At 39.7% G+C, this 23,404-nt stretch carries 19 protein-coding genes, 1 rRNA gene, 1 pseudogene and 2 other annotated features; of the genes and pseudogenes, 5 read left to right on the top strand and 16 right to left on the bottom strand.

Features of this window, described 5'->3' with window-relative positions; all coding sequences use genetic code 11:
- Positions 1-76 precede the first annotated feature (76 nt).
- From DL897_RS03475 to DL897_RS03445, 7 genes are all read right to left on the bottom strand, one after another.
- Complete coding sequence (locus DL897_RS03475) at positions 77-1,378, bottom strand: dihydroorotase (RefSeq protein ID WP_113657762.1); 1,302 nt, start codon at positions 1,376-1,378, stop codon at positions 77-79.
- On the bottom strand, positions 1,375-2,292 hold the full coding sequence (locus DL897_RS03470; protein WP_113657761.1) for an aspartate carbamoyltransferase catalytic subunit: 918 nt from the start codon (positions 2,290-2,292) through the stop codon (positions 1,375-1,377). Before DL897_RS03470 ends, DL897_RS03475 begins: the two co-directional genes overlap by 4 nt.
- Before the next feature lie 31 nt (positions 2,293-2,323).
- On the bottom strand, positions 2,324-3,691 hold the full coding sequence (gene uraA / locus DL897_RS03465) for a uracil permease (protein ID WP_145962185.1): 1,368 nt from the start codon (positions 3,689-3,691) through the stop codon (positions 2,324-2,326).
- Between the two features lie 127 nt (positions 3,692-3,818).
- Positions 3,819-4,352 carry a bifunctional pyr operon transcriptional regulator/uracil phosphoribosyltransferase PyrR gene (pyrR, locus tag DL897_RS03460; RefSeq protein ID WP_113657760.1) on the bottom strand — a complete coding sequence of 178 codons (534 nt, stop codon included), beginning with the start codon at positions 4,350-4,352 and terminating at the stop codon, positions 3,819-3,821.
- 448 nt (positions 4,353-4,800) lie between these two features.
- Positions 4,801-5,739 (bottom strand): RluA family pseudouridine synthase, encoded by a 939-nt coding sequence (locus DL897_RS03455; RefSeq protein WP_113657759.1) that lies wholly within the window; start codon positions 5,737-5,739, stop codon positions 4,801-4,803.
- Positions 5,740-6,228 (bottom strand): signal peptidase II, encoded by a 489-nt coding sequence (gene lspA, locus DL897_RS03450; RefSeq protein WP_113657758.1) that lies wholly within the window; start codon positions 6,226-6,228, stop codon positions 5,740-5,742. It abuts the gene before it with no gap.
- A 160-nt stretch (positions 6,229-6,388) separates the two neighbouring features.
- The gene (locus tag DL897_RS03445; RefSeq protein WP_168188625.1) at positions 6,389-7,078 is read right to left on the bottom strand and encodes a TraR/DksA C4-type zinc finger protein; all 690 of its coding nucleotides are present in this window, start codon (positions 7,076-7,078) and stop codon (positions 6,389-6,391) included.
- Between the two features lie 251 nt (positions 7,079-7,329).
- On the opposite strand from DL897_RS03445, the gene rsgA reads away from it, so the two are divergent.
- Positions 7,330-8,406 carry a ribosome small subunit-dependent GTPase A gene (gene rsgA / locus DL897_RS03440; protein WP_113657756.1) on the top strand — a complete coding sequence of 359 codons (1,077 nt, stop codon included), beginning with the start codon at positions 7,330-7,332 and terminating at the stop codon, positions 8,404-8,406.
- A 142-nt stretch (positions 8,407-8,548) separates the two neighbouring features.
- Positions 8,549-9,229, top strand: coding sequence for an adenosylcobinamide amidohydrolase (locus DL897_RS03435; RefSeq protein ID WP_168188624.1), 681 nt, complete (start codon positions 8,549-8,551; stop codon positions 9,227-9,229).
- A gap of 18 nt (positions 9,230-9,247) precedes the next feature.
- Here DL897_RS03435 and DL897_RS18105 read toward each other — a convergent pair whose 3' ends face one another.
- A complete protein-coding gene (locus DL897_RS18105; RefSeq protein ID WP_168188623.1) occupies positions 9,248-9,394 on the bottom strand; it encodes a hypothetical protein in 147 nt (48 codons plus the stop codon).
- A gap of 409 nt (positions 9,395-9,803) precedes the next feature.
- On the opposite strand from DL897_RS18105, the gene DL897_RS03430 reads away from it, so the two are divergent.
- A complete protein-coding gene (locus tag DL897_RS03430) occupies positions 9,804-10,055 on the top strand; it encodes a hypothetical protein (RefSeq protein ID WP_113657754.1) in 252 nt (83 codons plus the stop codon).
- A 493-nt stretch (positions 10,056-10,548) separates the two neighbouring features.
- On the opposite strand, the gene ilvD is transcribed toward DL897_RS03430, so the two are convergent.
- The 6 genes from ilvD to ilvE form a co-directional block, all read right to left on the bottom strand.
- On the bottom strand, positions 10,549-12,234 hold the full coding sequence (gene ilvD / locus DL897_RS03425; RefSeq protein ID WP_113657753.1) for a dihydroxy-acid dehydratase: 1,686 nt from the start codon (positions 12,232-12,234) through the stop codon (positions 10,549-10,551).
- A 118-nt stretch (positions 12,235-12,352) separates the two neighbouring features.
- Positions 12,353-13,618, bottom strand: coding sequence for a threonine ammonia-lyase IlvA (ilvA, locus tag DL897_RS03420; RefSeq protein WP_113657752.1), 1,266 nt, complete (start codon positions 13,616-13,618; stop codon positions 12,353-12,355).
- A gap of 28 nt (positions 13,619-13,646) precedes the next feature.
- A complete protein-coding gene (locus tag DL897_RS03415) occupies positions 13,647-14,633 on the bottom strand; it encodes a ketol-acid reductoisomerase (protein ID WP_113657751.1) in 987 nt (328 codons plus the stop codon).
- Between the two features lie 67 nt (positions 14,634-14,700).
- Complete coding sequence (ilvN, locus tag DL897_RS03410; protein ID WP_113657750.1) at positions 14,701-14,931, bottom strand: acetolactate synthase small subunit; 231 nt, start codon at positions 14,929-14,931, stop codon at positions 14,701-14,703.
- Positions 14,931-16,628 (bottom strand): biosynthetic-type acetolactate synthase large subunit, encoded by a 1,698-nt coding sequence (gene ilvB / locus DL897_RS03405; RefSeq protein WP_113658145.1) that lies wholly within the window; start codon positions 16,626-16,628, stop codon positions 14,931-14,933. The genes ilvN and ilvB overlap by 1 nt, the downstream gene beginning before the upstream one ends.
- A gap of 30 nt (positions 16,629-16,658) precedes the next feature.
- Complete coding sequence (gene ilvE, locus DL897_RS03400; protein ID WP_113657749.1) at positions 16,659-17,558, bottom strand: branched-chain-amino-acid transaminase; 900 nt, start codon at positions 17,556-17,558, stop codon at positions 16,659-16,661.
- Positions 17,559-17,661: 103 nt separating this feature from the next.
- Positions 17,662-17,921: a binding site (T-box leader), on the bottom strand.
- 206 nt (positions 17,922-18,127) lie between these two features.
- Positions 18,128-18,386: a binding site (T-box leader), on the bottom strand.
- Between the two features lie 728 nt (positions 18,387-19,114).
- Between ilvE and DL897_RS03395 the strand changes: the two genes are divergently transcribed.
- A complete protein-coding gene (locus DL897_RS03395) occupies positions 19,115-19,417 on the top strand; it encodes a PTS sugar transporter subunit IIB (protein WP_113657748.1) in 303 nt (100 codons plus the stop codon).
- 68 nt (positions 19,418-19,485) lie between these two features.
- The gene (gene celB / locus DL897_RS03390; protein ID WP_113657747.1) at positions 19,486-20,775 is read left to right on the top strand and encodes a PTS cellobiose transporter subunit IIC; all 1,290 of its coding nucleotides are present in this window, start codon (positions 19,486-19,488) and stop codon (positions 20,773-20,775) included.
- A 231-nt stretch (positions 20,776-21,006) separates the two neighbouring features.
- Here celB and DL897_RS03385 read toward each other — a convergent pair.
- Both DL897_RS03385 and DL897_RS03380 read right to left on the bottom strand, forming a co-directional pair.
- Positions 21,007-22,299 (bottom strand): annotated as a pseudogene (locus DL897_RS03385) (nucleobase:cation symporter-2 family protein); the annotation flags it as partial.
- Between the two features lie 782 nt (positions 22,300-23,081).
- Positions 23,082-23,404: ribosomal RNA gene (locus DL897_RS03380) — 16S ribosomal RNA — on the bottom strand; the annotation flags it as partial.

The raw sequence follows: 23,404 nt of genomic DNA, 5'->3' as shown, positions 1-23,404 counted from the left end.
ATTTCACCTTAGGTATCCTGCTTAAAGTGAAATCCATCACTATAATCGGGTTGGGGCATCTTCCTTCTTTCAATTCTTATTCTTCAAAGGTGACAAAGATATCTGCTTGATCCCAAGTCTTAACTCCTTTATAAAAGGTCATCACTGGCCAACCATAAACATAGGTTCCAGCAAAAGGAGTATTCCGACCTTTGGATTTAAAGGCACTTGGATCAATGGGTCGTTCTGATTCAAGGTCAATCACTGTCATATCAGCAACTTTTCCTTCCGCAAGTACACCATAAGGGAGACCAAATAATTCCGCAGGTTTTCGGGTCATTTTTTCGATAAGTTCTGCTAAAGTTAGCTCTCCTGTTCTTACTAAATTCGTATATAGAAGAGGAAATGCTGTTTCTAGACCTACAATCCCAAATGGTGCACGTTCCATTCCCTGTTGCTTTTCAAGTAGCGTATGTGGAGCGTGATCTGTCGCAATCACATCAATCGTGCCATCTTTTAACCCTTGGATTAAGGCTTCTCTGTCTTTTTTCGAGCGAAGCGGCGGATTCATTTTAAACATTGGGTTGGGTTCAGGAATATCTTCATCACAAAGTAATAAGTGATGAGGTGTGACCTCGGCTGTTACTTTTTGTCCTCGTGCTTTTGCTTCACGAACAAGACGAACAGATTGTTCACTACTGATATGACAAACATGGTAGTGTACCCCAATATCTTCAGCGAGTAGAATATCTCTAGCCACATGAATTGATTCTGCTTCACTAGGAATCCCTTGTAGGCCATATCGCTTTGCAAATTCTCCATCATGGACACAGCCGCCTTTGGCTAAGCTGTTATCCTCACAATGCGCTACCACAGGTAACCCTAAAGCATAAGCTTTTCGCATCGCTTCTTTCATCATTTTGCTACTTTGTACCCCTACACCATCATCGGATACAGCAACCACACCCGCTTTTTTCAAAGCTTCCATATCCGTTAACTCTTGGCCAAGCTGACGTACAGTAATCGCCCCGATCGGAAGTACACGTGCATAGCCCGCTTCCTCTGCCTTCTCTAGAATTTCTTCAACAATAGGGACAGAGTCAATAGGGGGGCGTGTATTGGGCATACAAGCCACCGTGGTAAATCCACCGCGCGCTGCTGCATAAGTTCCTGTTTCGATCGTTTCTTTCTGTTCAAAACCGGGTTCACGTAAATGCACATGTAGATCGATAAAACCTGGAGTAATCAATTTTTCAGCGACTTCTATTTGCATGGCTTCTTCGTCTTCGATCTCAGATGCGATTTTGGCAATGATCTCTCCATCAATCAAAATATCTCTTTTCACCAGCTTCTTACTCTGCTCGTCCAGCATTAGCCCATTTTTCAACAAAGTTTTCATAATTCTTGCCCTCCTTGGAGTACTTTTTCTAAGACAGCCATTCGTACAAATACTCCATTTGCCTTTTGCTCAAAAATTTTGGAACGAGGATGTTCAACTAGTTCATCTGCAATTTCTACCCCACGATTAAACGGACCAGGGTGCATAATAACTGCACCAGGCTTCATCCGATTCAGTCTTTCTTTTGTTAGACCAAACATTTGATGATATTGATCTTGAGCATGAAAGATTGGATCCTGATGACGTTCTAATTGAATTCTGAGCATCATCACTACATCTGCTACTTGTAAACCTTCATCAAATGGTACATAAGGGGCAAACTTCTCCAAGTCAGGATCTCTCATCTCTGGCGGACCGCTTAGCATCACTTGTGCCCCCATTTTTCCTAAGCACCATAGATTGGAACGTGCCACCCGACTATGCGCAATATCTCCTACAATCGCTACCTTTAGCCCACTGACATGACCAAAGTGTTTTTTCATCGTATATAGATCGAGCAAAGCTTGTGTAGGATGGGCTGTTTTACCTGTACCCGCATTCACAATTACACAACCTGTATCTCTCTCTAAGAGTTCGGAGATGACTTCTGGCTCTTGATGACGAATCACTGCCGCTTCAACCCCAAGTGAAACGAGCGTTTTCACCGTATCATAAAGTGATTCACCTTTCGCTACGCTTGAATGGGCTGTACTAAAGTTAAGCACCTCAAGCCCTAATCGTTTTTCAGCGACCTCAAAAGAAAATTTAGTTCGTGTACTTGGCTCAAAGAATAGATTGGCCACAAAACGCCCAGCAAATGGTACGAGGTTTTTAGCTCGATTTTGTTCCCAGAATGCTGCTCTTTCTAAGATCTCTTCAATTTCTGTTTGGGAAAGATCTTTTGTATCTATTAAATGTGTTTGTTCCAAAAGCATATGAACTCCCTCCCATTGTGTTGTTGCCTAATTAAGCAGTCTCGGTTGTTGATTGTATAGCTTCTCTTTCATCTTGCTTCGGCAAAATAAGATTGAGTAGAATACCGATGACAGTAGCTAGAGCCATACCTTCGAGCTCGATATGAATATCCACGAACTTTAGTACCGCACCACCAATACCAATCACCAAGACTACCGCAGCGATAACCATATTGCGCTGATTGGTAAAATCAACACGATTATCAATCAAGGTGCGAAGTCCTGCCGAGGCGATAATCCCAAAGAGCAAGATAGAGACGCCACCCATCACTGGTGTAGGAATGGAATGGAGTAAAGCTGATAATTTTCCGATGAAGGAAAAGGAAATCGCGAGTACAGCGGCCCCGCCGATTACAAACACACTGAAAATCCTTGTGATCGCCATTACTCCAATATTCTCTCCATACGTTGTAGCTGGTGGTCCACCGATTAAACTCGCAATCATGGTAGCTATTCCATCACCAAATAGAGAACGGTGAAGTCCAGGATCCTTAGCTAAGTCGCGCTCCATAATGTTAGAGGTAACCAATAGATGACCGATATGTTCTGCTAAGACCACCAACGTTACTGGAATCATCACGATCGCAGCTTTCCACGACACTGTGGGAGTCGTAAATTTAGGTAGCTCAAACCATTTCGCTTGTATAACCGGTGTAAGATCAACCATCCCCATCCAATAAGCAACCATATAACCACCGATAATTCCTATTAAAATCGGGATGATTTTCAAGAATCCGCGGAAGAACAGCAGAGCGATGATACTTAACGCTAAAGTTGCAAGAGCTACAATAAAATACTCCAGAGAGTACACCTTTAAAGTAACAGTTCCATGAGCTAAATCTACATTCTTAATCGAGCCTGGTAAGCTTTGCAATTGAGCCGCAGTGGTTGGCACTGCTTGAATTACATCTTTTTTACTAGCCATATCGACGGCTGTTCCTGCGAGCGCAAGTCCAATCACAATAACAACCGAACCAATCACCACTGGCGGAAGCAATTGATCTAACCATTTCACGCCAAACTTTGTGACTAATAAAGCGATAATCCCATACATGAGTCCGATTAAAAAACAACCGAATAACGCATCCCCTAAATTTTTTCCTCCTTGAGAAACCGTGATAATGGGTACGATAAAAGCAAATGAAGAACCGAGATATGCGGGAATTTTCCCTCGTGTGACAATCAGATAAGCGATCGTTCCGATTCCACTTGACATGAGAGCAATTGCCGGACTTAGCCCCGTTAAAAGTGGAACCAAAATCGTTGAACCGAACATAGCAAATAAATGTTGCATACTAAGGAAAAACCACTGATGAAGTGGGGGCTTTTCATGGACATCCATAAGAATCGCTTTCTTCAAAAGAATCAACTCCTTATATTTGAGTATAAAAAAACTCTTTGCCTTAGACACGGCAAAGAGACATACTTTCTCCAAAAAAGTATTATTATCTCCCTTTGCCAGCCTCACGGGACCGTCTTAAAAGGGGTTATTCACTTGTGATCGTAACATGATCTTTTCCATCCACTTCATTAACATAAACGGATACGACTTCTTTTTTAGACGTTGGTACATTCTTTCCTACATAGTCAGGGCGGATGGGAAACTCACGATGACCTCGATCAATCAGGACAGCTAGTTGAATCATTTGCGGGCGACCTAGATCAATGATTGCATCCATCGCCGCTCGTACAGTACGCCCTGTATACAAGACATCATCTACCAGAATCACTTTTTTGCCTGTGATATCAGGAATTTGGGTTTCCCTTACTTCAGGTTGTGAGCTTTTTTCTGTTAAATCATCACGATAAAGAGTGATATCTAGTTCTCCAATGGGAGGCATTACACCTTCGATTCGCTCGATACGTTCAGCCAATCGACGTGCCAAGAAAATTCCTCTTGTTCGAATGCCGATCAAAACACACTCTTCTACACCTTTATTACGCTCGATAATCTCATGGGCGATGCGAGTCAGTGCTCGGCGAATAGCCGCTTCATCTAAAATCTCTTTGTCACCAGCCATGATTTCATCCCTTTCTTTAGATATAAAAAAACTTCTTATCCGTGACTGGACAAGAAGCACAAGGGATCAGCAGGCGATTCTTTGTACCCTCTCCGATGGTTTTCCAAAAAGGATACAAGTCACCTGTCTTCTCCTATCAATTTCATAGATCCGTGCCCTTGCCAGCCTCACGGGACTGGATTTAAAGGTTCCTTTCTTTGACTAAAAGTATTATCTCCCAAACGATGGGTAATGTCAAATATAATAAGGAGGGGAATATTGGTATTCCCTTTTTAACACCTCATTACCTATATACGAACGTCCTAAAACCTCTTATTTAAAGGACTTTAGCTTTAAATATTTAAAAACCTTTCCACTGATCTCGTTAAGATAAAAACCGTACCCTTATCTGAAAAATTGATAGTTCAGTATGTGATACGGTTTATTTCAGAGTCTTTTGTTTTCATTTTTAATCTTTCTTCTGGGATCGCATAATACGAAGAACCTTTTGAAAATCCTCAGGGGGCTCGGCTTCGATACGCACTCTTTTACCCGTTCGCGGATGTGTAAAACCGATTACTTGGGCATGTAAAGCTTGTCCTGCGATGGGGTATGGATTTTTCTTAGGTCCATACACCGGGTCACCAACAAGAGGATAACCAATATACTTCATATGAACACGAATTTGGTGAGTTCGTCCTGTTTCCAAACGGCATTCAATCAAAGTCGTATCTTTTAATCGTTCACGTACTGAAAAATGAGTAACTGCATGCTTTCCATTTCGTTCAACAACCGTCATTCTTTGTCGATGTTGCATATCACGTCCAATCGGAGCCTCGATCATCCCATGTTGATGTGGAATAAGACCATGTACAATCGCTACATATAACCGCTCAACACTGTGTTCTTTTAACTGTTCCACTAAGGAGTGATGAGCAATATCATTTTTTGCTACCATTAATAAGCCTGAAGTATCTTTATCGATCCGGTGTACAATCCCTGGTCGTGCTACGCCTCCAATACCCGATAGCTCTCCCTGACAGTGCGCAAGCAAAGCATTCACTAAAGTACCTGATGGATTTCCAGGTCCTGGATGAACCACCATCCCTCTCGGTTTGTTAACAACAAGGACATCATCATCCTCATAATAAATATCTAAAGGGATTGCTTCCGGTTCTACATCCAGTTCTTCGACAGGAGGTACTTGGACCTTAATGACTTCTCCAGTTTTTACTTTATAGTTCCCTTTCTTATTCAAACCATCTACCGTTACAAATCCTTGCTTAATCCAATCTTGAACACGAACACGTGACCAATCACTTTGATAAGTAGATACAACCTTATCTAATCTTTCACCACTTTGTCCCTCTTCAATACACCATGAATATTCTTCAAAGTGTTCCTCCACTTAAGACTCCCCCACCTCTTGATTTTTCTTTTTTTCTATATCTGGGGTAAATAACATAAAAATCGCAAATAGGATAACACCAATGACGATCGCTGAGTCTGCAATATTAAAAATCGGATAATGATAACTACCAAATTGTAAATGAATAAAATCAACGACTTCACCTGAACGAATTCGATCAATTAGATTTCCAATTGCACCACCTAAAATAAGGGAAAGTGCCCACAGCATCACAGGTTGTTGTGAACTTTTTTTCTCTTTCCAGATATAATAGATTACACCACCAATAACAAGAAAAGTAACGATAATAAATAACCATTGTTGATTTTCCAAAATTCCAAAAGCTGCTCCTCGATTTCGGTGCGAGGTGATATAGAAGAAGCCATCTATAATAGGAATTGATTCACTTAAAACCATTTTGCTTACCACAAGCCATTTCGACCATTGATCCAATGCTACAATTACTATAGCTAATAAAAAGTAGCGCAAACCACTCTTCCTCCTGTCTCCTCAGTTCAATTTACCACCTGATTGTAGCATAGCTAACAAAGAAGAGACAAGAAAATAGGTTAAATGACGATATAAAGAATAACGGGCAAAAATCGCGATTCGTTATTTTTATATAACGAACCGCTGTAAACTCTATCTCTTAAAAACGTTCTTTTTCTTCATGATCTTTCAGTCGATACGGCTCATTATGCGTGATTTCGGTGATTTCAGGGCTATTTCCGTCCATATCAGTGATAGTAAAACCTTCGACTAAATCGACATAACCACGCTGCTCATTATGATCAATAGTAAGCTCATTATAACTCTCACCATCTTGAAAATAATCGGGTGGATTTGAAGTCCCATATTGCTCAACTTCTTGCCAAGCATCTTCTCCATCATAACCATTATAATCACTACGATCCATAAATTTATGTTGATAAAATCCCATGACTTCTTCTTCTATAGGACGTTTTATGGAGGAAATTTGTTCAGGTGAATGCTCTTTACAATAAGCAGTCGTGGGAATTGCCTCCAATCTCTCAAATGGAATGGCTTGATGACATACTTTACAATAACCATATTCTCCTGATTCCATTCTCCCTAACGCTTCCTCGATTTCATGTAAATGTCTTTCATCAGCTTGATTTAAGGCTAAATCTTTCCCTCGTTCATACATTTCACTCCCTAAATCAGCTGGATGATTATCATATCCTGAGAGCTCGCCAACTGAATCGTTCATCCCTGTCTCAAGTCCATAATGACGGGTGCGATTTAATCGACTTTCCAATTGTCTTTTTTCATTAATTAGTTGCTCAATCAATTGTCTACGCTCGTTTTCATTGATCATCCTGTTCGCCATCCTTCACTCCAAGTTCTTGTTTACAGTCTGTCCTCTCATCGTTAAAAACATGTTGGTTAAGTTTGTCTCTCGTATGCTAAAATAAGTAAATATTCCTTTATAGTTTGAATACATCAATTCGAAGGAGTGATGTCAATATGATATGGATTGAAGCTAAAACGAAAGAGAATCACAGGGAAACCTTATTCATCTAAAAATAAATTTCCCTGTGAAACCTAATACACAGGGAGGAAATTCAATTGATTCTTAAAAATTATGGTTGGAAGTCTGAACATAACCAAATTAAAGAAATATTATCCAAAGAGGGGTTTGAATTAGGGCGAGTTATCTTACAACATAAACGTCTTTATCGTGTGATTACTGAACATGGAGAAGTTTTAGCTTCGATTTCTGGAAAATTCCGTTTTGGAGCTGTCTATTCTTTTGATTATCCATGCGTTGGTGATTGGGTTGCGCTTACCTTGCAAAAAGAGGAATCAAAAGCGGTCATTCATCGTGTTATTCCGCGTCGCACCACTTTTTGGCGACAAGCTGTAGGATCCACTATAGAAAAACAGATCGTTTGTGCCAACATGGATACAGTATTTTTGGTACAATCCCTTCATGAAGACTTAAATATGCGACGACTTGAGAGGTATCTAATTCTCGCTTGGGAGAGTGGAGCTCAGCCAATTATTATTTTAAGCAAAGCCGATCTATGTTATGATATCGACTCAAAACGAAGACAAGTCGAACAAATTGCTATTGGTGTACCCATTCATTGCATTAGTGTCTACATGAATCAAGGTATAGACGAATTAACTACCTATCTCCAATCTGGACAAACTATTGGCTTACTTGGTTCCTCTGGTGTTGGAAAGTCAACACTCGCTAACCAACTTGTGGGACAGGAAGTCCAAAAAACACAAGCCATTCGGGAGAAAGATGGACGTGGAAGGCATACCACTACCTATCGTGAGCTAATTCCTCTTCCTCACGGCGGCTGTCTAATCGATACACCAGGTATGCGAGAAATTCAAATTGGGAATATTCACACTGGAATGGATGAGACATTCACTGATATTCAAATACTTGCCGATTCCTGTCATTTTCGAAATTGTTCACATCAATCTGAACCAGACTGTGCCATTTTGCAAGCCTTACGCGACGGAACATTAAAGCTAGAGCGATATATTTCTTTTCTTAAGTTACAAAAAGAACTCGATTATCACGCTAGGAAAACAGATAAAAAGAAAGAACTAGAAGAGAAAAAACTTTGGAAACAAAGATCTCATGAACAGCGCCAACATCTTAAAAATAAAAAAAGATTAAAATAAAGCTACCTCTACTTGGTTTTCCTTTTCTGTATTTCCAGAAAAGGAAAACCACCCTATATGGGAATAGTGACTACTAATTATATTCAGTTGGTCTCCTAAACTAATTTCTACTCATTCGCTATCTTTAAAGGAAGGTTATATGATGAATACTGTATTTACGGCTTCAAGTTGGCCAATCTCTTATCAAGCCAATCCCGAATATCTTGTGATCCAGTCTGCTCAACCTTTGCAAGTATTAACTAGCGCTATTATTGGTAAAGAACAAGCAACTACGATTGTAAACCGTCATGTACCTAAGTCCTACTGCCCAGTAAGCCCTAGACAAGAGACACAAACTTGGTTAAAAGAAAATGGCTTTTCCTTGACCGATACAGTTACTCTACTTACTGCAGCTTATATTGAAAGGGGGACATTCCAGACTCGTGAAAACGAATTCTTTCGTCTAGCTGTCTGGACAACCGCCGGTTTTGGAAACGCCACACGTGCAGGTAAAAAAATCGCTACTCATACTTGGAATCCTTTACCTGGAACGATCAATATCATCATTGTAATCGACGGATCTCTCACTTCTTATGCTATGGTTAACGCCATTATCACTGCTACTGAAGCCAAAAGTGCAGCTTTACAAGATTTAGGAGTGAAAGATCAGGATGGTCATCTTGCCACTGGCACCAACACGGATGCCATTGTTATTGCCAGTACTCAGCAGTCAATCGGTCGCTATCTTCATGAATACACTGGTATTCTAAGCCCACTGGGTAGTGCTATCGGCGAATTAGTCTACCAGACGGTGTATCAGATAGGACTCCAAGAGCTATTTTAGATATGCAAGTTTTTTCTACTAGATATGAATACTAGAGCATGTTGCATCATTCGACTCAAAACCTAGATCATTCCTACTCGAAGCCGCAAATGGTTTTTGTCTAGAATCGACTTTTGACTGATATTGGGCGGTAGTTAGTGAGGAAGTGATCCGTGGCTGATTCATGCAATAACCTCTAATAGAAAATTCCAATCTAATAAAATAATCAATGCGATCATATACAGTACAGAATCACATTAACGTACATATATGATCCATTTCCTCATATCATGCTACAATTTAGGCAAAAAGTATCCCCCTTATTCAACTCATATGAGCCTCTTTCTTTTCCTATATGCTAAATTTGGTTATTTCACCTTGTTCCAATTTTCTTATTATTACATATGATTCTATATAAAATAGCAGTTACCCTCTTAATCAGTCATTTATCTTTTTGAGCTGACCATTAGATTTCAAAGTCCAAGATAACTCCTTAAGTCTATGCTTTTGAAACACTTAGTCCCGAGTCGAGTCGATTCAAAAATATGATCTTTGAACCTATGTGTATGTACGAAATTGAATGAGGGGGAGAAGTATGAAAAAGTTTAAATATGTTCCACCACATCAATTAAATCTTCAGCATATTGGAAAGCCTACTAAGCTTCTTCTTAAAAATGGGAAAGTCCTTTATGGGACAATTAAAGAGGTTCGGAAAAATGGAATTATATTTATACCAGCTCAATATTCAACACAAAGAAGCAATAGACAAACACATACGAGTTGGTTTAGATTTATTTTTCCCATCTTTATCCCGTTCCGCTTCTTTGTTCCAATCTTTATTTTTTAGACTACAAAGATAAGAAATAAAGAAGTATATTCAAACCATCTACAAAATAAAAGGAAAAATATCGGCTGTTGACAAAGTTTCCTTAGTGATAGTTTGTCAACAGCCTTCCAGTAACTTGAATGTCCAATAGAGATACTATATTCACTAAAGGTCAACTACTCATCATTGAAATGGTGAGCTTGTATCTATCCAGCAGTACAAACGGCATGGAGACTCCTGCCTTGAATTGACGATACATCGTGGGCAGGTTGACAGCTACCCGTACTACATCAGTCATGCTGATACAGTCCCTGTATTTAAAGTTAGGAGTGCCTTTAGTACAAAAAGTACCCAACTGATATCACTTTAAAAGGAGGACCTGCAAGAAAAAATTGTTGTTCTAAGCATCCCCTTATATAGGGGATACCGAACAACGCCACCATTCCTCTACGCCTTTGAAACGGCGAGTCTCCTGTCGGCAATTATCATGAATTTTCATCTTTTTCTATAAAATTCAATCGATTCTAAGGATGCCACCCGTACTTGCTGATGTAACAAGCTTTGAATAACGCCCAAGAAATCCTGTTTTGACTTTCGATTTAAAGCCAGTCCATCGGGATCGACGCCGATCCATTTCTTCTGGTGAAACTTTTACCTCAAGTTTTCGTTCTGGGATATCAATAACCACGATATCTCCATCTTCAATCAATGCGATGGGCCCACCTTCTGCTGCTTCAGGGGAAATATGACCTACACTCAGTCCCCGGGTTGCTCCTGAAAAGCGGCCATCTGTGATCAGAGCTACTTTAGCACCAAGCCCCATCCCCGTTATGAGTGAAGTGGGAGCTAGCATTTCTGGCATCCCTGGTCCACCTTTAGGTCCTTCATAGCGAATAATAACAACATCTCCTTCTTTAACCTTACCAGTAGAAATTCCTTCAAGAGCTTCATCTTGTGAGTTAAATACAACCGCAGGACCAACATGCTGTCGTATGCCACCCTGTACCGCCCCCGATTTAATAACCGCCCCATCAGGTGCAAGATTCCCAAATAGGATCGTTAATCCACCTTTTTCCGAATGTGGATGATTAAGTGGGCGAATCACTTCTTGATCTTTAATTTCATGTCCAGCAATGTTTTCACCTAAGGTTTTTCCCGTTACTGTTTTTGTATTCAGATACAAAGCTCCCTCTTTTTTACTCAGCTCATGTAAAATAGCGGAAACACCACCTGCCCTGTGCACATCTTCAATATGATACTCAGATGCTGGACTAATCTTAGCCAAATGAGGAACTCTCTCTGCTACTTGGTTGATTCGATCGAGTGAATAATCGAGACCTGCCTCATTGGCAATAGCCAGTGTATGTAATACAGTATTCGATGATCCACCCATTGCCATATCCAATGCAAAGGCATTATCAATCGCTTCTTCTGTAACTATATCTCTTGGCTTTAGATCGATCTCAATCAGATGCATGATTTGTTTTGCCGCTCGTTTAATTAACTCTCTTCTATCTTCAGAAACTGCCAAAATAGTCCCATTTCCTGGTAGTGCCAATCCAATCGCTTCGGCCAAACAGTTCATCGAATTCGCAGTGAACATTCCTGAACAGGAGCCACATGTTGGACAACCATATTTCTCTAGTTCCTCTAGATTTTTCTCCGTAATTTTCCCTGCTTGTAGTGCTCCAACTCCTTCAAAGACGGAAGCGAGGGAAATGGAGCGACCATCAGAGGTTTTACCTGCTTTCATAGGCCCACCTGTTACAATGATCGTTGGAATGTTGACACGAAGTGCTGCCATCATCATGCCAGGTGTAATCTTATCACAATTGGGAATACAGATTAGGCCATCAAAAGCGTGTGCGGAAACAACTGTTTCAATCGAGTCGGCGATTAGCTCTCGACTAGGGAGTGAATAACGCATGCCAATATGCCCCATAGCAATCCCATCATCTACTCCAATGGTATTAAATTCGAACGGGACACCTCCAGCTTCCCGCACTGCTTCTTTAACCAACTTTCCAAACTCCTGTAAATGTACATGTCCTGGAATAATATCAATATAGGAGTTTGCAATCGCGATAAATGGTTTATCCCAATCTGAGTCATCTTGAATAACGCCTGTTGCTCTTAACAGGCTTCGATGTGGGGCCCGATCAAACCCACGTTTAATGATATCGCTTCTCATCTTTTTCATATATCTTCCTCCCTACTCCTTAGGATTAAATCCTATCGTTATTTCTGTAATAAAAACTACTGGTCTTTCGATCACAACCTTTTAAAACACGACTGACCGAAAGACCAGAAGCCCATCTTTATACCAATAAATGAAATAAATTCGAGTCTTTATTTACTTCTATATAATGAATTTGATGCTGCCTCATCTGCCTAATCAGCCCATGATAATCCTCTTTATTTTTAAGCTCAATCCCTACCAATGCTGGACCTTTTTCACGATCATTCTTTTTGGTGTACTCAAAATGAGTAATATCATCGGTAGGTCCTAATACTTGATTGATAAATTCGCGCAAAGAACCAGCTCGTTGTGGAAAGCTAATAATAAAGTAGTGCTTTAATCCCTCATATAATAAGGATCTTTCTTTGATCTCCTGCATCCGATCAATATCATTATTTCCACCACTTATGATACAAACGACATTTTTCCCTTGAATTTGATCTTGGTAAGTGTCGAGTGCAGCCAGTGGTAGTGCACCTGCCGGTTCTGCTACAATGGCATTTTCGTTATATAACTCCAAAATAGTCGTACAAACTTTCCCCTCAGGTACAACGATGATATCGTCTAAAACTTCTTTACAAATCTCCGAAGTAAGTCTACCTACCTGCTGTACTGCTGCACCATCAACAAACTTATCAATCTGATGGAGAGTAACCAACTCGTCCAAAGCCAATGTTTGTTTCATTGCTGGAGCACCCGCTGGCTCTACACCGATGATTTTGGTAGAAGGACTGATCCCTTTAATATAAGTTCCTACCCCAGCAGCCAATCCTCCTCCACCAATGCTCACAAATACATAGTCAATAGGCTCCCTGATATCATTCATAATCTCAAAGCCAACGGTGCCCTGACCGGCGATCACCTCTGGTGCATCAAATGGATGGACAAACGTCATATTTTCCTTATCACAAACAAGCATCGCTTCCGCAAATGCATCATCAAAGGTATCTCCAGTTAGAATGACTTCAACATATTCGCCACCAAATAATCTCACCTGAGAAACTTTTTGACTGGGTGTGGTTGAGGGCATAAAGATTTTTCCACGAATCTTTAGATCATGACACGAATAAGCCACACCTTGTGCATGATTTCCTGCACTCGCACACACAATTCCCCGTCTTAGCTCATCAGCAGATAGATTACGGATGAAGTGGTAAGCTCCTCTGATCTTAAATGAGCGGATAATCTGTAAGTCCTCTCGTTTTAAGTAAACCTGACAGTTATAGCGCTCAGATAGACGCTTATTTTTTTGCAAAGGAGTTTTGCCTACCACATCTTTTAACACATGATTTGCTAAAACAATATCTTCTACGGTTACACTGTTCAGTGTTACTGTTTCACTCATATCGGCTTATTCCCCCGCAAAAAGATAATTACTTTTTCAGCCAGCTCATCATTTCACGTAACTCTGCACCCACTTTCTCAATTGGATGGTTGGCTTCTTTTCGCTTGATTGCATGATAAGCTGGACGACCTGCTTGATTTTCCAGAATCCACTTTTTCGCAAATTCACCTTCTTGGATTTCTGTGAGCACTTGGCGCATTGCCTTTTTCGTTTCATCTGTAACAATACGTGGTCCACTTACATAATCCCCAAATTCAGCCGTATCAGAGATCGAATAACGCATACGAGCTAAGCCACCTTCATACATCAAGTCAACAATTAATTTTAACTCATGCAAACATTCAAAATAGGCAATTTCCGGACGATATCCTGCTTCTACGAGCGTTTCAAATCCTGCTTTAACTAGAGCACTTACCCCACCACACAAAACAGCTTGCTCTCCAAAAAGATCGGTTTCGGTTTCTTCACGGAACGACGTTTCAAATACCCCTGCACGGGTTCCACCAACTCCTTTTGCATAAGCAAGAGCCATTTCTTTGGCATGCCCAGTCGCATCTTGATGGATGGCAAGGAGTGCAGGTACCCCAAATCCTTCTTCAAATACACGACGAACCAAATGGCCAGGGCCTTTTGGAGCGACCATCGCTACATCGACATCCGCTGGTGGGACAATTTGACCAAAATGAATATTAAAGCCATGTGAGAACATCAACATCTTTCCGCTCTCAAGTTCGGGAGCGATCTCCTCACGATAAGTTTTAGCTTGGTGTTCATCTGGGATCAAGATTTGGATGAGATCCGCATTTCTAACCGCTTCACGAACCGTCATGACTTCAAATCCATCCGCTTCAGCTTGCTTCCAAGAGTTACCTTGGCGTAAACCAATAATAACTTTTACACCCGCATCTCGTAGATTTTGCGCTTGTGCATGTCCTTGAGATCCATAACCAACAATCGCTACGGTTTTTCCACTTAATACATTTAAGTCCACATCTTTGTCATAATACATTTTCATCATAATCTCCCCTTATTTGTAACTATTTTGATGATTTTGATTGTTTTACGTGATCTGACTATTCATCTTAAACCTTTTGTACTTGAAGAACATCAATTTGTTTGTCCAATAGTTTCACCATCTGATCCAGAACACTGGGATCACATTTCATAGTAATAGACATATGCGAGAGTTCTGGATTTTCCATTTCATTAAATGTTAATTGATCAATTTCCAGTCCTCGTCGGGTATATAAACCTAGTACCCTAGATAATGCTGTTGTTTTATTTTTCATAAGTAACTCTACTGTATGCCTCATTACTCATCCCACCCTTTGACCAACATCTCATCATTCCCTTTACCTGGGGGTACCATCGGAAATAAATTTTCTTCCTCTTCTACTACAAAATCAACGACTACAGGTCCAGAGATACTTAAAGCTTCTTGAATCGCTGCTTCAACTTGTTCAGCAGTCGTTACACGGATACCTTTGACTTGAAATGCTTCTGCAACTTGTACAAAATCTGGATTTCCAATTTTTGATTCAGACAATCGATTATCGTGAAACATTTCCTGCCATTGTCGAACCATACCCATAAAATGATTATTAATAACAAACACTTTTACAGGCAAATTACGTTCAGCAATCGTCTGTAACTCTTGCAGATTCATTTGAAATGAAGCATCTCCAGCAATACAGACCACCGTTGCGTCGGGTCTAGCAATCTGTGCCCCCATCGCCGCTGGGAAACCATACCCCATTGTCCCTAAACCACCTGAAGTGATAAAAGTTCGTGGAGCTTTTGCCTGATAAAAATGAGCTGCCCACATCTGATGTTGGCCTACTTCAGTGGTAATAATAGCTCTTCCATCTGTTAATCGACTCAAAGTATCAATAACTAACTGTGGTTTAATACAAGATGTATTTTCCTGCTTGTAATGCAAAGGGTATTCGTGATACCATGTTTGTACTTGCTCTATCCATTTTTCAGAATGAACAACAGGTGGATTTTTTAATAATGCTTGAAGTGCTTTTTTTACATCACTAACTAATGGATAATCAATGGCAACATTTTTGCCAATTTCAGCAGGATCTATATCAATATGCACTTTCTTTGAGTTGGGAGAAAAGCGGTCTAACTTGCCGGTAACTCGATCATCAAAACGAACACCACAAGCGATTAATAGATCTGCGTGAAATACTGCCATATTAGCTGCATAAGTACCATGCATACCCAACATTCCCAGAAAAAGTGGATCATCAGGTGGAAATGCTCCTAATCCCATTAAAGTCGAGGTAACTGGGATTCTAGCTTTTCGAGCCAATTGAACAACCTCTTCTGCAGCTTCAGCATGGATCACCCCCCCACCGATATATAAGAGTGGACGCTTAGCTTGGGTTATTGCTGCATGAATTTGTTCGATTAAGTCCAGATCTGGCTCTGGTGGTAGTTGATATCCTAAAAGATTTAGTTTTTCGGGATATTGAAACTCAGCTGTTCGTTGGGAAACATCTTTCGGAATATCAATGACAACAGGACCGGGTCTACCAGATCCAGCGAGATAGTAAGCTTCGCATAAAACACGTGGTAGTTCTGCTGTATCTTTTACCTGATAGCTATACTTGGTAATCGGCATGGTAATGCCTATGACATCTACTTCTTGAAAACTATCGGTACCAATCATCGCAGTTGCAACTTGACCTGTAATGATCACAACTGGGGTTGAGTCCATAAATGCATCAGCAATTCCTGTAACTAAATTAGTAGCTCCCGGACCTGAGGTAGCCATGACAGTACCCACTTTACCAGTAGCTCGGGCATAACCTTCTGCTGCATGAATAGCTGCCTGCTCATGGCGTGTTAAAATATGATGAATTCCACTATGATATAAAGCATCATAAATCGGTAAAATCGCTCCACCAGGATATCCAAAAATCGTGTCGATTCCTAAACGCTTTAGTGTTTCAATGACCATCTGTGCACCTGACATCATTTTTATACTTTGCTTTTGCATTGTTTTCACTTTAGCTCACTTCCTTTCGGTTTATGCAGTTAGTGGGCTAAGACCAGGTACTTTTGTACCTCTAACTTTGGTTTGTTTACGAAACTCGGTAATAATCTGCTTCGTTACCGGCCCAGGCTTTCCTTCACCTATGATACGAGAATCTACTTCAATCACGGGAATCATTTCTGCTGCTGTTCCAGTGAGAAAAATTTCATCAGCCACATATACATCATGACGAGTAAAAGGTTCTTCTTTACAAGGTATTCCTAAATTTTCACACAGCTCAATGACGATGTTACGCGTAATTCCTTCAAGTGCTCCTAAGTACGTAGGTGGTGTGATAATTTTGCCGTTTTTTACAATGAATACATTATCTCCAGAGCCTTCACATACATATCCATCTTGTGTCAATGTTAATGCTTCAAATACACCGGCTTGAGTTGCCTCTAATTTGATCAGGATATTATTGAGATAGTTTAGTGATTTAATTTTTGGATTGAGTGCATCTGGGATATTACGTCGTGTTGGGACAGTAGCAATACGAAGTCCTTTTTCATAAAACTCTTTAGGAAAAATCGCTAACGCTTCAGCTATGATAATCACATTTGGATGAATACAGCTTCTTGGGTCTAACCCCAGATCACCATTCCCACGGGAAACAATAACACGGATATATGCATTTGCCAAAGAGTTTCGTTGTAAAGTTTCTACGATCGCTTCTTCCATTTCCTTAGGAGTCATTGGAATATCTAGCAAAATTGACTTTGCAGATTCATATAACCGTTTGATATGCTCTCGAAGACAAAAGACATTCCCTTCATAGCTGCGAATTCCTTCAAAAATTCCATCTCCATATAGAAACCCATGATCAAAGACAGACACAGTAGCTTGACTTCGAGGAACAAAATTACCATTGATATAGACCAAATATTCTTTCATTTTCAAGTTCCTTTCTTTTTGGAATGAAAGCGTATAAATAAAAAACCCTCGCTCGGCAAAGCATCACACTTCAGACGTTTTTTACCCGTCGCGTGTGTCACTTTGCTGAGGCGAGAGTTCTCGCGGTACCACTCAGCTTCTCTGTTTCCTCACGAAAAACAGACTCACTAAGTCCGAATCGATCACTGGACTTTAGTCCGATAACGTGGACCATTCCGTTTTCTCTCTACTTAGGATGTTCTCCCTTTCAAGAGTACAGCTCCAAGGCGATGTTCGATAAAGGATGATGTCTATCCTCTCAGCCTAGGGATAGCTCTCTGTGCATCATTGCCTTCTTCTACTCTTCCTTTTCATTGCTTTTACTTATGTTTGATAGGTCTAGTTTTGTCTATCAATAAGTCATATCAATCTAATTGATTTAGCTAGAATAAGAGTTAGATTTTTTATAAAGTGGGCTTTTTATAAGCTATCTTCAAAGAATTACTATGAGCAATGCCCATTTAGCTTATAAAAAACTCTCGCCTCAACAAGCAAACACGCACTTGGCACATATGAAGTGCGGTTTACATTACTGAGGCGAGAGTTCTCGCGGTACCACTCAGCTTCTCTGTTCTCCTCACGAAAAACAGACTCACTAAGTCCGAGCCCGATCGCTGGACTTTAGTTCTATAACGTGAACCATTCCGTTGTTTCTCTACTAAGGAAACTCCTTTTCAAGAACAAGGCTCCAAGACGACGTTCAAAGAAGAATGATGACTATCCTCTCAGCCTTGGGATAGCTCTCTGAGCATTCATAGCTTCTTCTACTTTCCTTTTCTTCGCTTTTAAATCTATATTCAAATCATTTCTTTTTGTTTGTGTTTCTTGTTATTGTGATTATAAAACTCTCTAACAACAATGTCAATAATTATTTTTCTATTTAGGTTGTCCCTAATCCACTTTATTTTCATAACCCTGAACCCCTAATATCATGCTTAAAATAAGGTTTTTTGATCAGAAGAAGCTAAAAAGTATCAGTCGAGATCTTACAAATGTTCAATAATTATTTTCTTTTGAAGTAAATGATAGGAATCTATCATATGCAAAATAACGCAGCATGTGGCATGAATTAAGAGAGCAATACCAATAGACACAACCATAGTATATAAATCATGGAAAATATAGGATATTTATCTCAATTTTTCTGACCCACCAGTTCATTATTGAAAGAACATAATATTATAAAAGGATACAAAAAATCATTGAAATTGATTATGATCTTGTTTATTATTAAAACTAATCAATAAAAAACAATACCTTTGGCGTGTTACTGTTCTATACAGGCACGAGCCGAAAAATAAGCGGATTTAAAACGTCATCCATCTGATCAGAGTCGGTATATCTTTTTATTTCTTAATAATGGGATATCCAAAATGTGCGTGAATTTTGCCAAAATAACACCAATTGCGCATAGGTTGATGATTCTGGTTGGATCATGTTATGGATTTACTCTATCCGTTTATGTTTTTCGGCTTTTTTATTAATAGTACTTATCACCTATTCTAAGGAGGATTTACATGCGAATTTTACTTCTATGTTCCGCAGGGATGTCTACTAGTATTTTGGTTAAGAAAATGCAAGAAGCAGCGCAAAAAAAATCAATGGATGCCAAAATATGGGCAGCACCAGCTTCACAACTTCACGACTTTATTAATGAAGTTGATGTTATTTTGCTAGGACCTCAAGTCCGTTATCTATTAAGTGATATCCAAAAACAAGCTGAACCTTATGGTGTTCCCGTTGACACCGTCAACCCAATGCACTACGGCACTGTTAATGGTGAAGCAGTAATCGAACATGTACTCACATTAAAAAAGTAATTATTTATTAATAGCTTAATTTTATGTCATTTGAAAGCGATAACATCTATTTTATTAAGGAGGAAAAAATGAATAGATTTATTCAAGCACTTGAGAAACATTTTGTGCCAATTGCCGGAAAGATTGGTTCTCAACGTCATCTCGTTGCTATTCGTGATGGATTTGTTTTAATTATGCCACTAATTATTATTGCATCATTTGCGGTACTAATTAATGGCTTACCAATCGAAGCCTTCCAAAAAGCAATGGCTAGTGCCTTTGGTGAAACATGGAAGCAGCTCGGTAGCGGTATTTGGAATGGTTCTTTTGCTATCCTTGCCATTCTCGTCGGAATAGGTGTTAGTTATAATCTCGCTAAATCGTATCAAGTGAATGCCATCTCAGCAGCAGTTCTTTCTTTCGGTTCTACGATTATTTTTGTACCTCCTACTAAAGATGCTTCGGGTCTTACTCTAGCATGGTTAGGAGCACAAGGTTTATTTGTTAGCATTTTGATTGCTATTATCGTTACAGAATTATATCGGAGATTAGTTAAAGTCAAATCTCTTGCCATTAAAATGCCAAAAGGAGTACCAGATGGAGTCGCACGTTCTTTTGCTGACTTACTTCCTGCAACCATTATCTTCATCTTGATGTCTGCTATTAATCTTATAATTAATGTACTTGCAAAAATCAGCTTATTTGAGATTATCTTTAATACGATTCAAAAACCACTAACCTCAATATTATCCAGTTCATTACCTTCAGCAATTATCGTAGCTATCCTCATCCATTTATTATGGTCCTTTGGTCTACATGGCACAAATATACTCGGTCCTATTATGGATTCTGTTTATTTACCAGCATTAGAAGAAAACATTAAAGCATTTGGAAAAGGGGTAGCTGCTACCGATGTACCTCATACAATTACCAAACCATTTTTTGATGTATTTGTGCACATGGGTGGGGCTGGAACCACACTTGCCCTTATTGCAGCTATCTTTATAGTAGCAAAAAGTCAACAATATCGTATGATGGGTCGCTTATCTGGAGCACCTGGGTTGTTTAACATCAATGAACCCGTACTCTTTGGCTTACCCATTGTTTTAAATCCTATTTTGATTATTCCTTTTATTCTTATCCCAGTAGTACTTACGATTATTACCTATTTAGCTATTTCTTCCGGATTCGTTCCAAAAGCCGTTGCTTTAGTCCCTTGGAATGTACCACCCATTATTAGTGGTTATCTGGTTACCGGTGGAGCAATATCTGGAGTCATCTTACAAGTGATCAACTTTGTTATCGCAGTCGTTTTATACTTACCATTTATCAAAATGGGAGATAATCAAGCAGTAAAACAGCAGGAAAATGCATCATAAATGAACAACATCGTTATTCGTCTTCAATCGTAAAAAAGTACCCGTATCACTGCGTCAAGTGGTACGGGCTTATTATTTTTTAAATATGGATTAATCCAACTATTCGTTCCATTTAGTTTAAACGGGTTTCGACTCACTTAATTGGTCACTCGCAACAACTTCTGTTTCTTTCCCTCTATGATGGTGATCAACTGCTTCACTTTCTTCAGAATCGCTAATCTGGCTCTTACCTTCTTCTTTTAGTTCGGGTTTTGTTTTGACCCCATTAAACACAATATTTAGTAGAACAGCCATTAAACTCCCTACTACTATTCCACTCTCAAAGAACAAGCGAAAGCTTTCTGGCATTCCTTTAAACCATGCTGGAACAACAGCAGCTCCTAAGCCCATTCCAATCGAGGCAGCTACAATAATCAGATTTTCATTACGAGAGAAATCGACCTTAGATAACATCCGAATACCTGATGCACAAACTACACCAAACATGGGAAGAATAGCTCCACCTAATACGGCATCAGGAATGAGGGTAGTGATAGCAGCAATTTTCGGAAAAAAGGCTAAGAGAATCAAAATGGATCCAGCCGCTATAACAACACTATTATTTTTTACACGTGACAAAGCTACAAGCCCAACGTTTTGCGAAAAAGAAGTATAAGGGAAAGAATTGAAGACACCACCGATGATTTGAGCCATACCTTCTGCACGTAATCCTTTTTTGATATCATTTGGGCCCACTTTTTTCTCAACAACTTCACCTAAAGCAATAAACACACCTGTTGACTCAATCATGGAAACAAGCGATACCAAAGTTAAAGCAATAACCGCTGACCATTCAAACTTAGGAATCCCAAAATAGAAAGGTTGCACTAATTGCACCCATCCAGCCTCTTTTACCGGGGTTAAGTCAACCATCCCTAGAAATCCTGCTACAATCGTGCCGATAATTAATGCAAGTAATACAGCAATCGACTGAATAAATCCTTTAAAAACTCGATTAATAATGATAACAAGTGCTAAAGTAAATAGAGACATTCCCAAATTTTCAAGACTTCCAAAGCCTGGTTTACCCATACCTCCCGCCGCATGATTAATTGCTACAGGTATCAAGGTAATCCCAATAATTGTCACAACTGATCCTGTTACAACTGGAGGGAAAAATTTCAAAATTTTACCAAAAACATTGGAAAGTAGAAATACCGCTATACCTGATCCGATAATCGCCCCATATATAGCGGGTATACCTGAAGATTTTCCAATAGCGATCATTGGTGCTACAGCTTGAAATGCACAACCAAGTACGATCGGTAACTTAATACCAAAATATCTCCCTCCTAGTACCTGAAGGAGCGTAGCAATTCCACATCCTAAAAAATCAAGCGAGATTAAATAAGCTAGTTCTTTTTCATTCAAACCAATTGCAGGCCCTACAATTAATGGGACCACAATGGTTCCAGCATACATGGCTAAAATATGTTGAAGCCCTAGTGTAGTTGTACGCCATAAAGGTAACTTTTGTTGTTCCACAGCCAGATCCCCCTATTTTAAATGATTTCAGATGGTTGCATAAATAATCCCTTATACTCTAAGCTACATGAGTGAGGTGAGAACGGATAAGAGATCCATTATGCAGCTATCTCGTTATATATAAAAAACACCATAGAAATAGAGGAACAGACAGTCCCCTAGCTCTATGGCGCAGTAAAACCCCGATTAACAGAGTTTAAGCTACCTATTTTATATCATATTGGTAGATAAATCGACCTTAGCGAATTTATCCCCAAAGGAGAAAATGACTTTGTTGTTATTTTAGTTAATCATTTTTATAAGAAACCGTTTTCAAAAGTAAATACAAATTAAAAATATAATTCCAATAGTATACTAATTTTACATAGTATAATAATACAAAATCATTAGTCAGTCAATATATTTATTTTATTACATAGAGGCTGCCCTTCTAAAAAAACTGCTTATCGCTTCCCTACTCACTTCCATAGCCTTAATCGATCAATAGAGTTTCTTAGAGATTTGCTCTTAGAAACTCTTGTCCCTGCAAGAAAAATTGATCCTACATAAAGGTGATTCTCTCTAATTCTAGGAATGAGCTAGGTTAAGTTCTGAATTGAATTATGCAGCATGCTCATATAAGTATTAATCTATTATTATCCTTTTTAATTACGAAAAAAACCTCTTTATAACTCATACGGAGTTATAAAGAGGTTTTTTTTATATTCCTTGAAAACTAAAGGTGAGAACATGACCCGAGAGGTTTCGATTCAAAAATTTGTATCGATAAAGATACTCCGTAGAAAGGAGGTGATCCATCCCCACCTTCCGGTAGGGATACCTTGTTACGACTTCACCCCAATCATCTGCCCCACCTTCGGCGGCTGGGTCCTTCCCGGGGTTCCCCGCAAAGTAGTACTTTGTGGGGTGGGTAGGTTCCCTCACCGACTTCGGGTGTTGCAAACTCTCGTGGTGTGACGGGCGGTGTGTACAAGGCCCGGGAACGTATTCACCGCGGCATGCTGATCCGCGATTACTAGCGATTCCGACTTCATGCAGGCGAGTTGCAGCCTGCAATCCGAACTGAGACTGGCTTTTTGGGATTGGCTTCACCTCGCGGTATCGC

It is taken from the genome of Thermoflavimicrobium daqui (assembly GCF_003313465.1).
GTDB lineage: Bacteria > Bacillota > Bacilli > Thermoactinomycetales > Thermoactinomycetaceae > Thermoflavimicrobium > Thermoflavimicrobium daqui.
This window is presented reverse-complemented; position numbering and strand designations above follow the sequence as displayed.

Coding starts and splice junctions, on each gene's coding strand:
- DL897_RS03475 (WP_113657762.1), bottom strand. CDS start 1,378: ATGAAAACTTTGTTGAAAAATGGGCTAATGCTGGACGAGCAGAGTAAG.
- DL897_RS03470 (WP_113657761.1), bottom strand. CDS start 2,292: ATGCTTTTGGAACAAACACATTTAATAGATACAAAAGATCTTTCCCAA.
- pyrR (WP_113657760.1), bottom strand. CDS start 4,352: ATGGCTGGTGACAAAGAGATTTTAGATGAAGCGGCTATTCGCCGAGCA.
- DL897_RS03445 (WP_168188625.1), bottom strand. CDS start 7,078: ATGATCAATGAAAACGAGCGTAGACAATTGATTGAGCAACTAATTAAT.
- DL897_RS03435 (WP_168188624.1), top strand. CDS start 8,549: ATGAATACTGTATTTACGGCTTCAAGTTGGCCAATCTCTTATCAAGCC.
- DL897_RS18105 (WP_168188623.1), bottom strand. CDS start 9,394: ATGAATCAGCCACGGATCACTTCCTCACTAACTACCGCCCAATATCAG.
- DL897_RS03430 (WP_113657754.1), top strand. CDS start 9,804: ATGAAAAAGTTTAAATATGTTCCACCACATCAATTAAATCTTCAGCAT.
- ilvD (WP_113657753.1), bottom strand. CDS start 12,234: ATGAAAAAGATGAGAAGCGATATCATTAAACGTGGGTTTGATCGGGCC.
- ilvA (WP_113657752.1), bottom strand. CDS start 13,618: ATGAGTGAAACAGTAACACTGAACAGTGTAACCGTAGAAGATATTGTT.
- DL897_RS03415 (WP_113657751.1), bottom strand. CDS start 14,633: ATGAAAATGTATTATGACAAAGATGTGGACTTAAATGTATTAAGTGGA.
- ilvN (WP_113657750.1), bottom strand. CDS start 14,931: ATGAGGCATACAGTAGAGTTACTTATGAAAAATAAAACAACAGCATTA.
- ilvB (WP_113658145.1), bottom strand. CDS start 16,628: ATGCAAAAGCAAAGTATAAAAATGATGTCAGGTGCACAGATGGTCATT.
- ilvE (WP_113657749.1), bottom strand. CDS start 17,558: ATGAAAGAATATTTGGTCTATATCAATGGTAATTTTGTTCCTCGAAGT.
- DL897_RS03395 (WP_113657748.1), top strand. CDS start 19,115: ATGCGAATTTTACTTCTATGTTCCGCAGGGATGTCTACTAGTATTTTG.
- celB (WP_113657747.1), top strand. CDS start 19,486: ATGAATAGATTTATTCAAGCACTTGAGAAACATTTTGTGCCAATTGCC.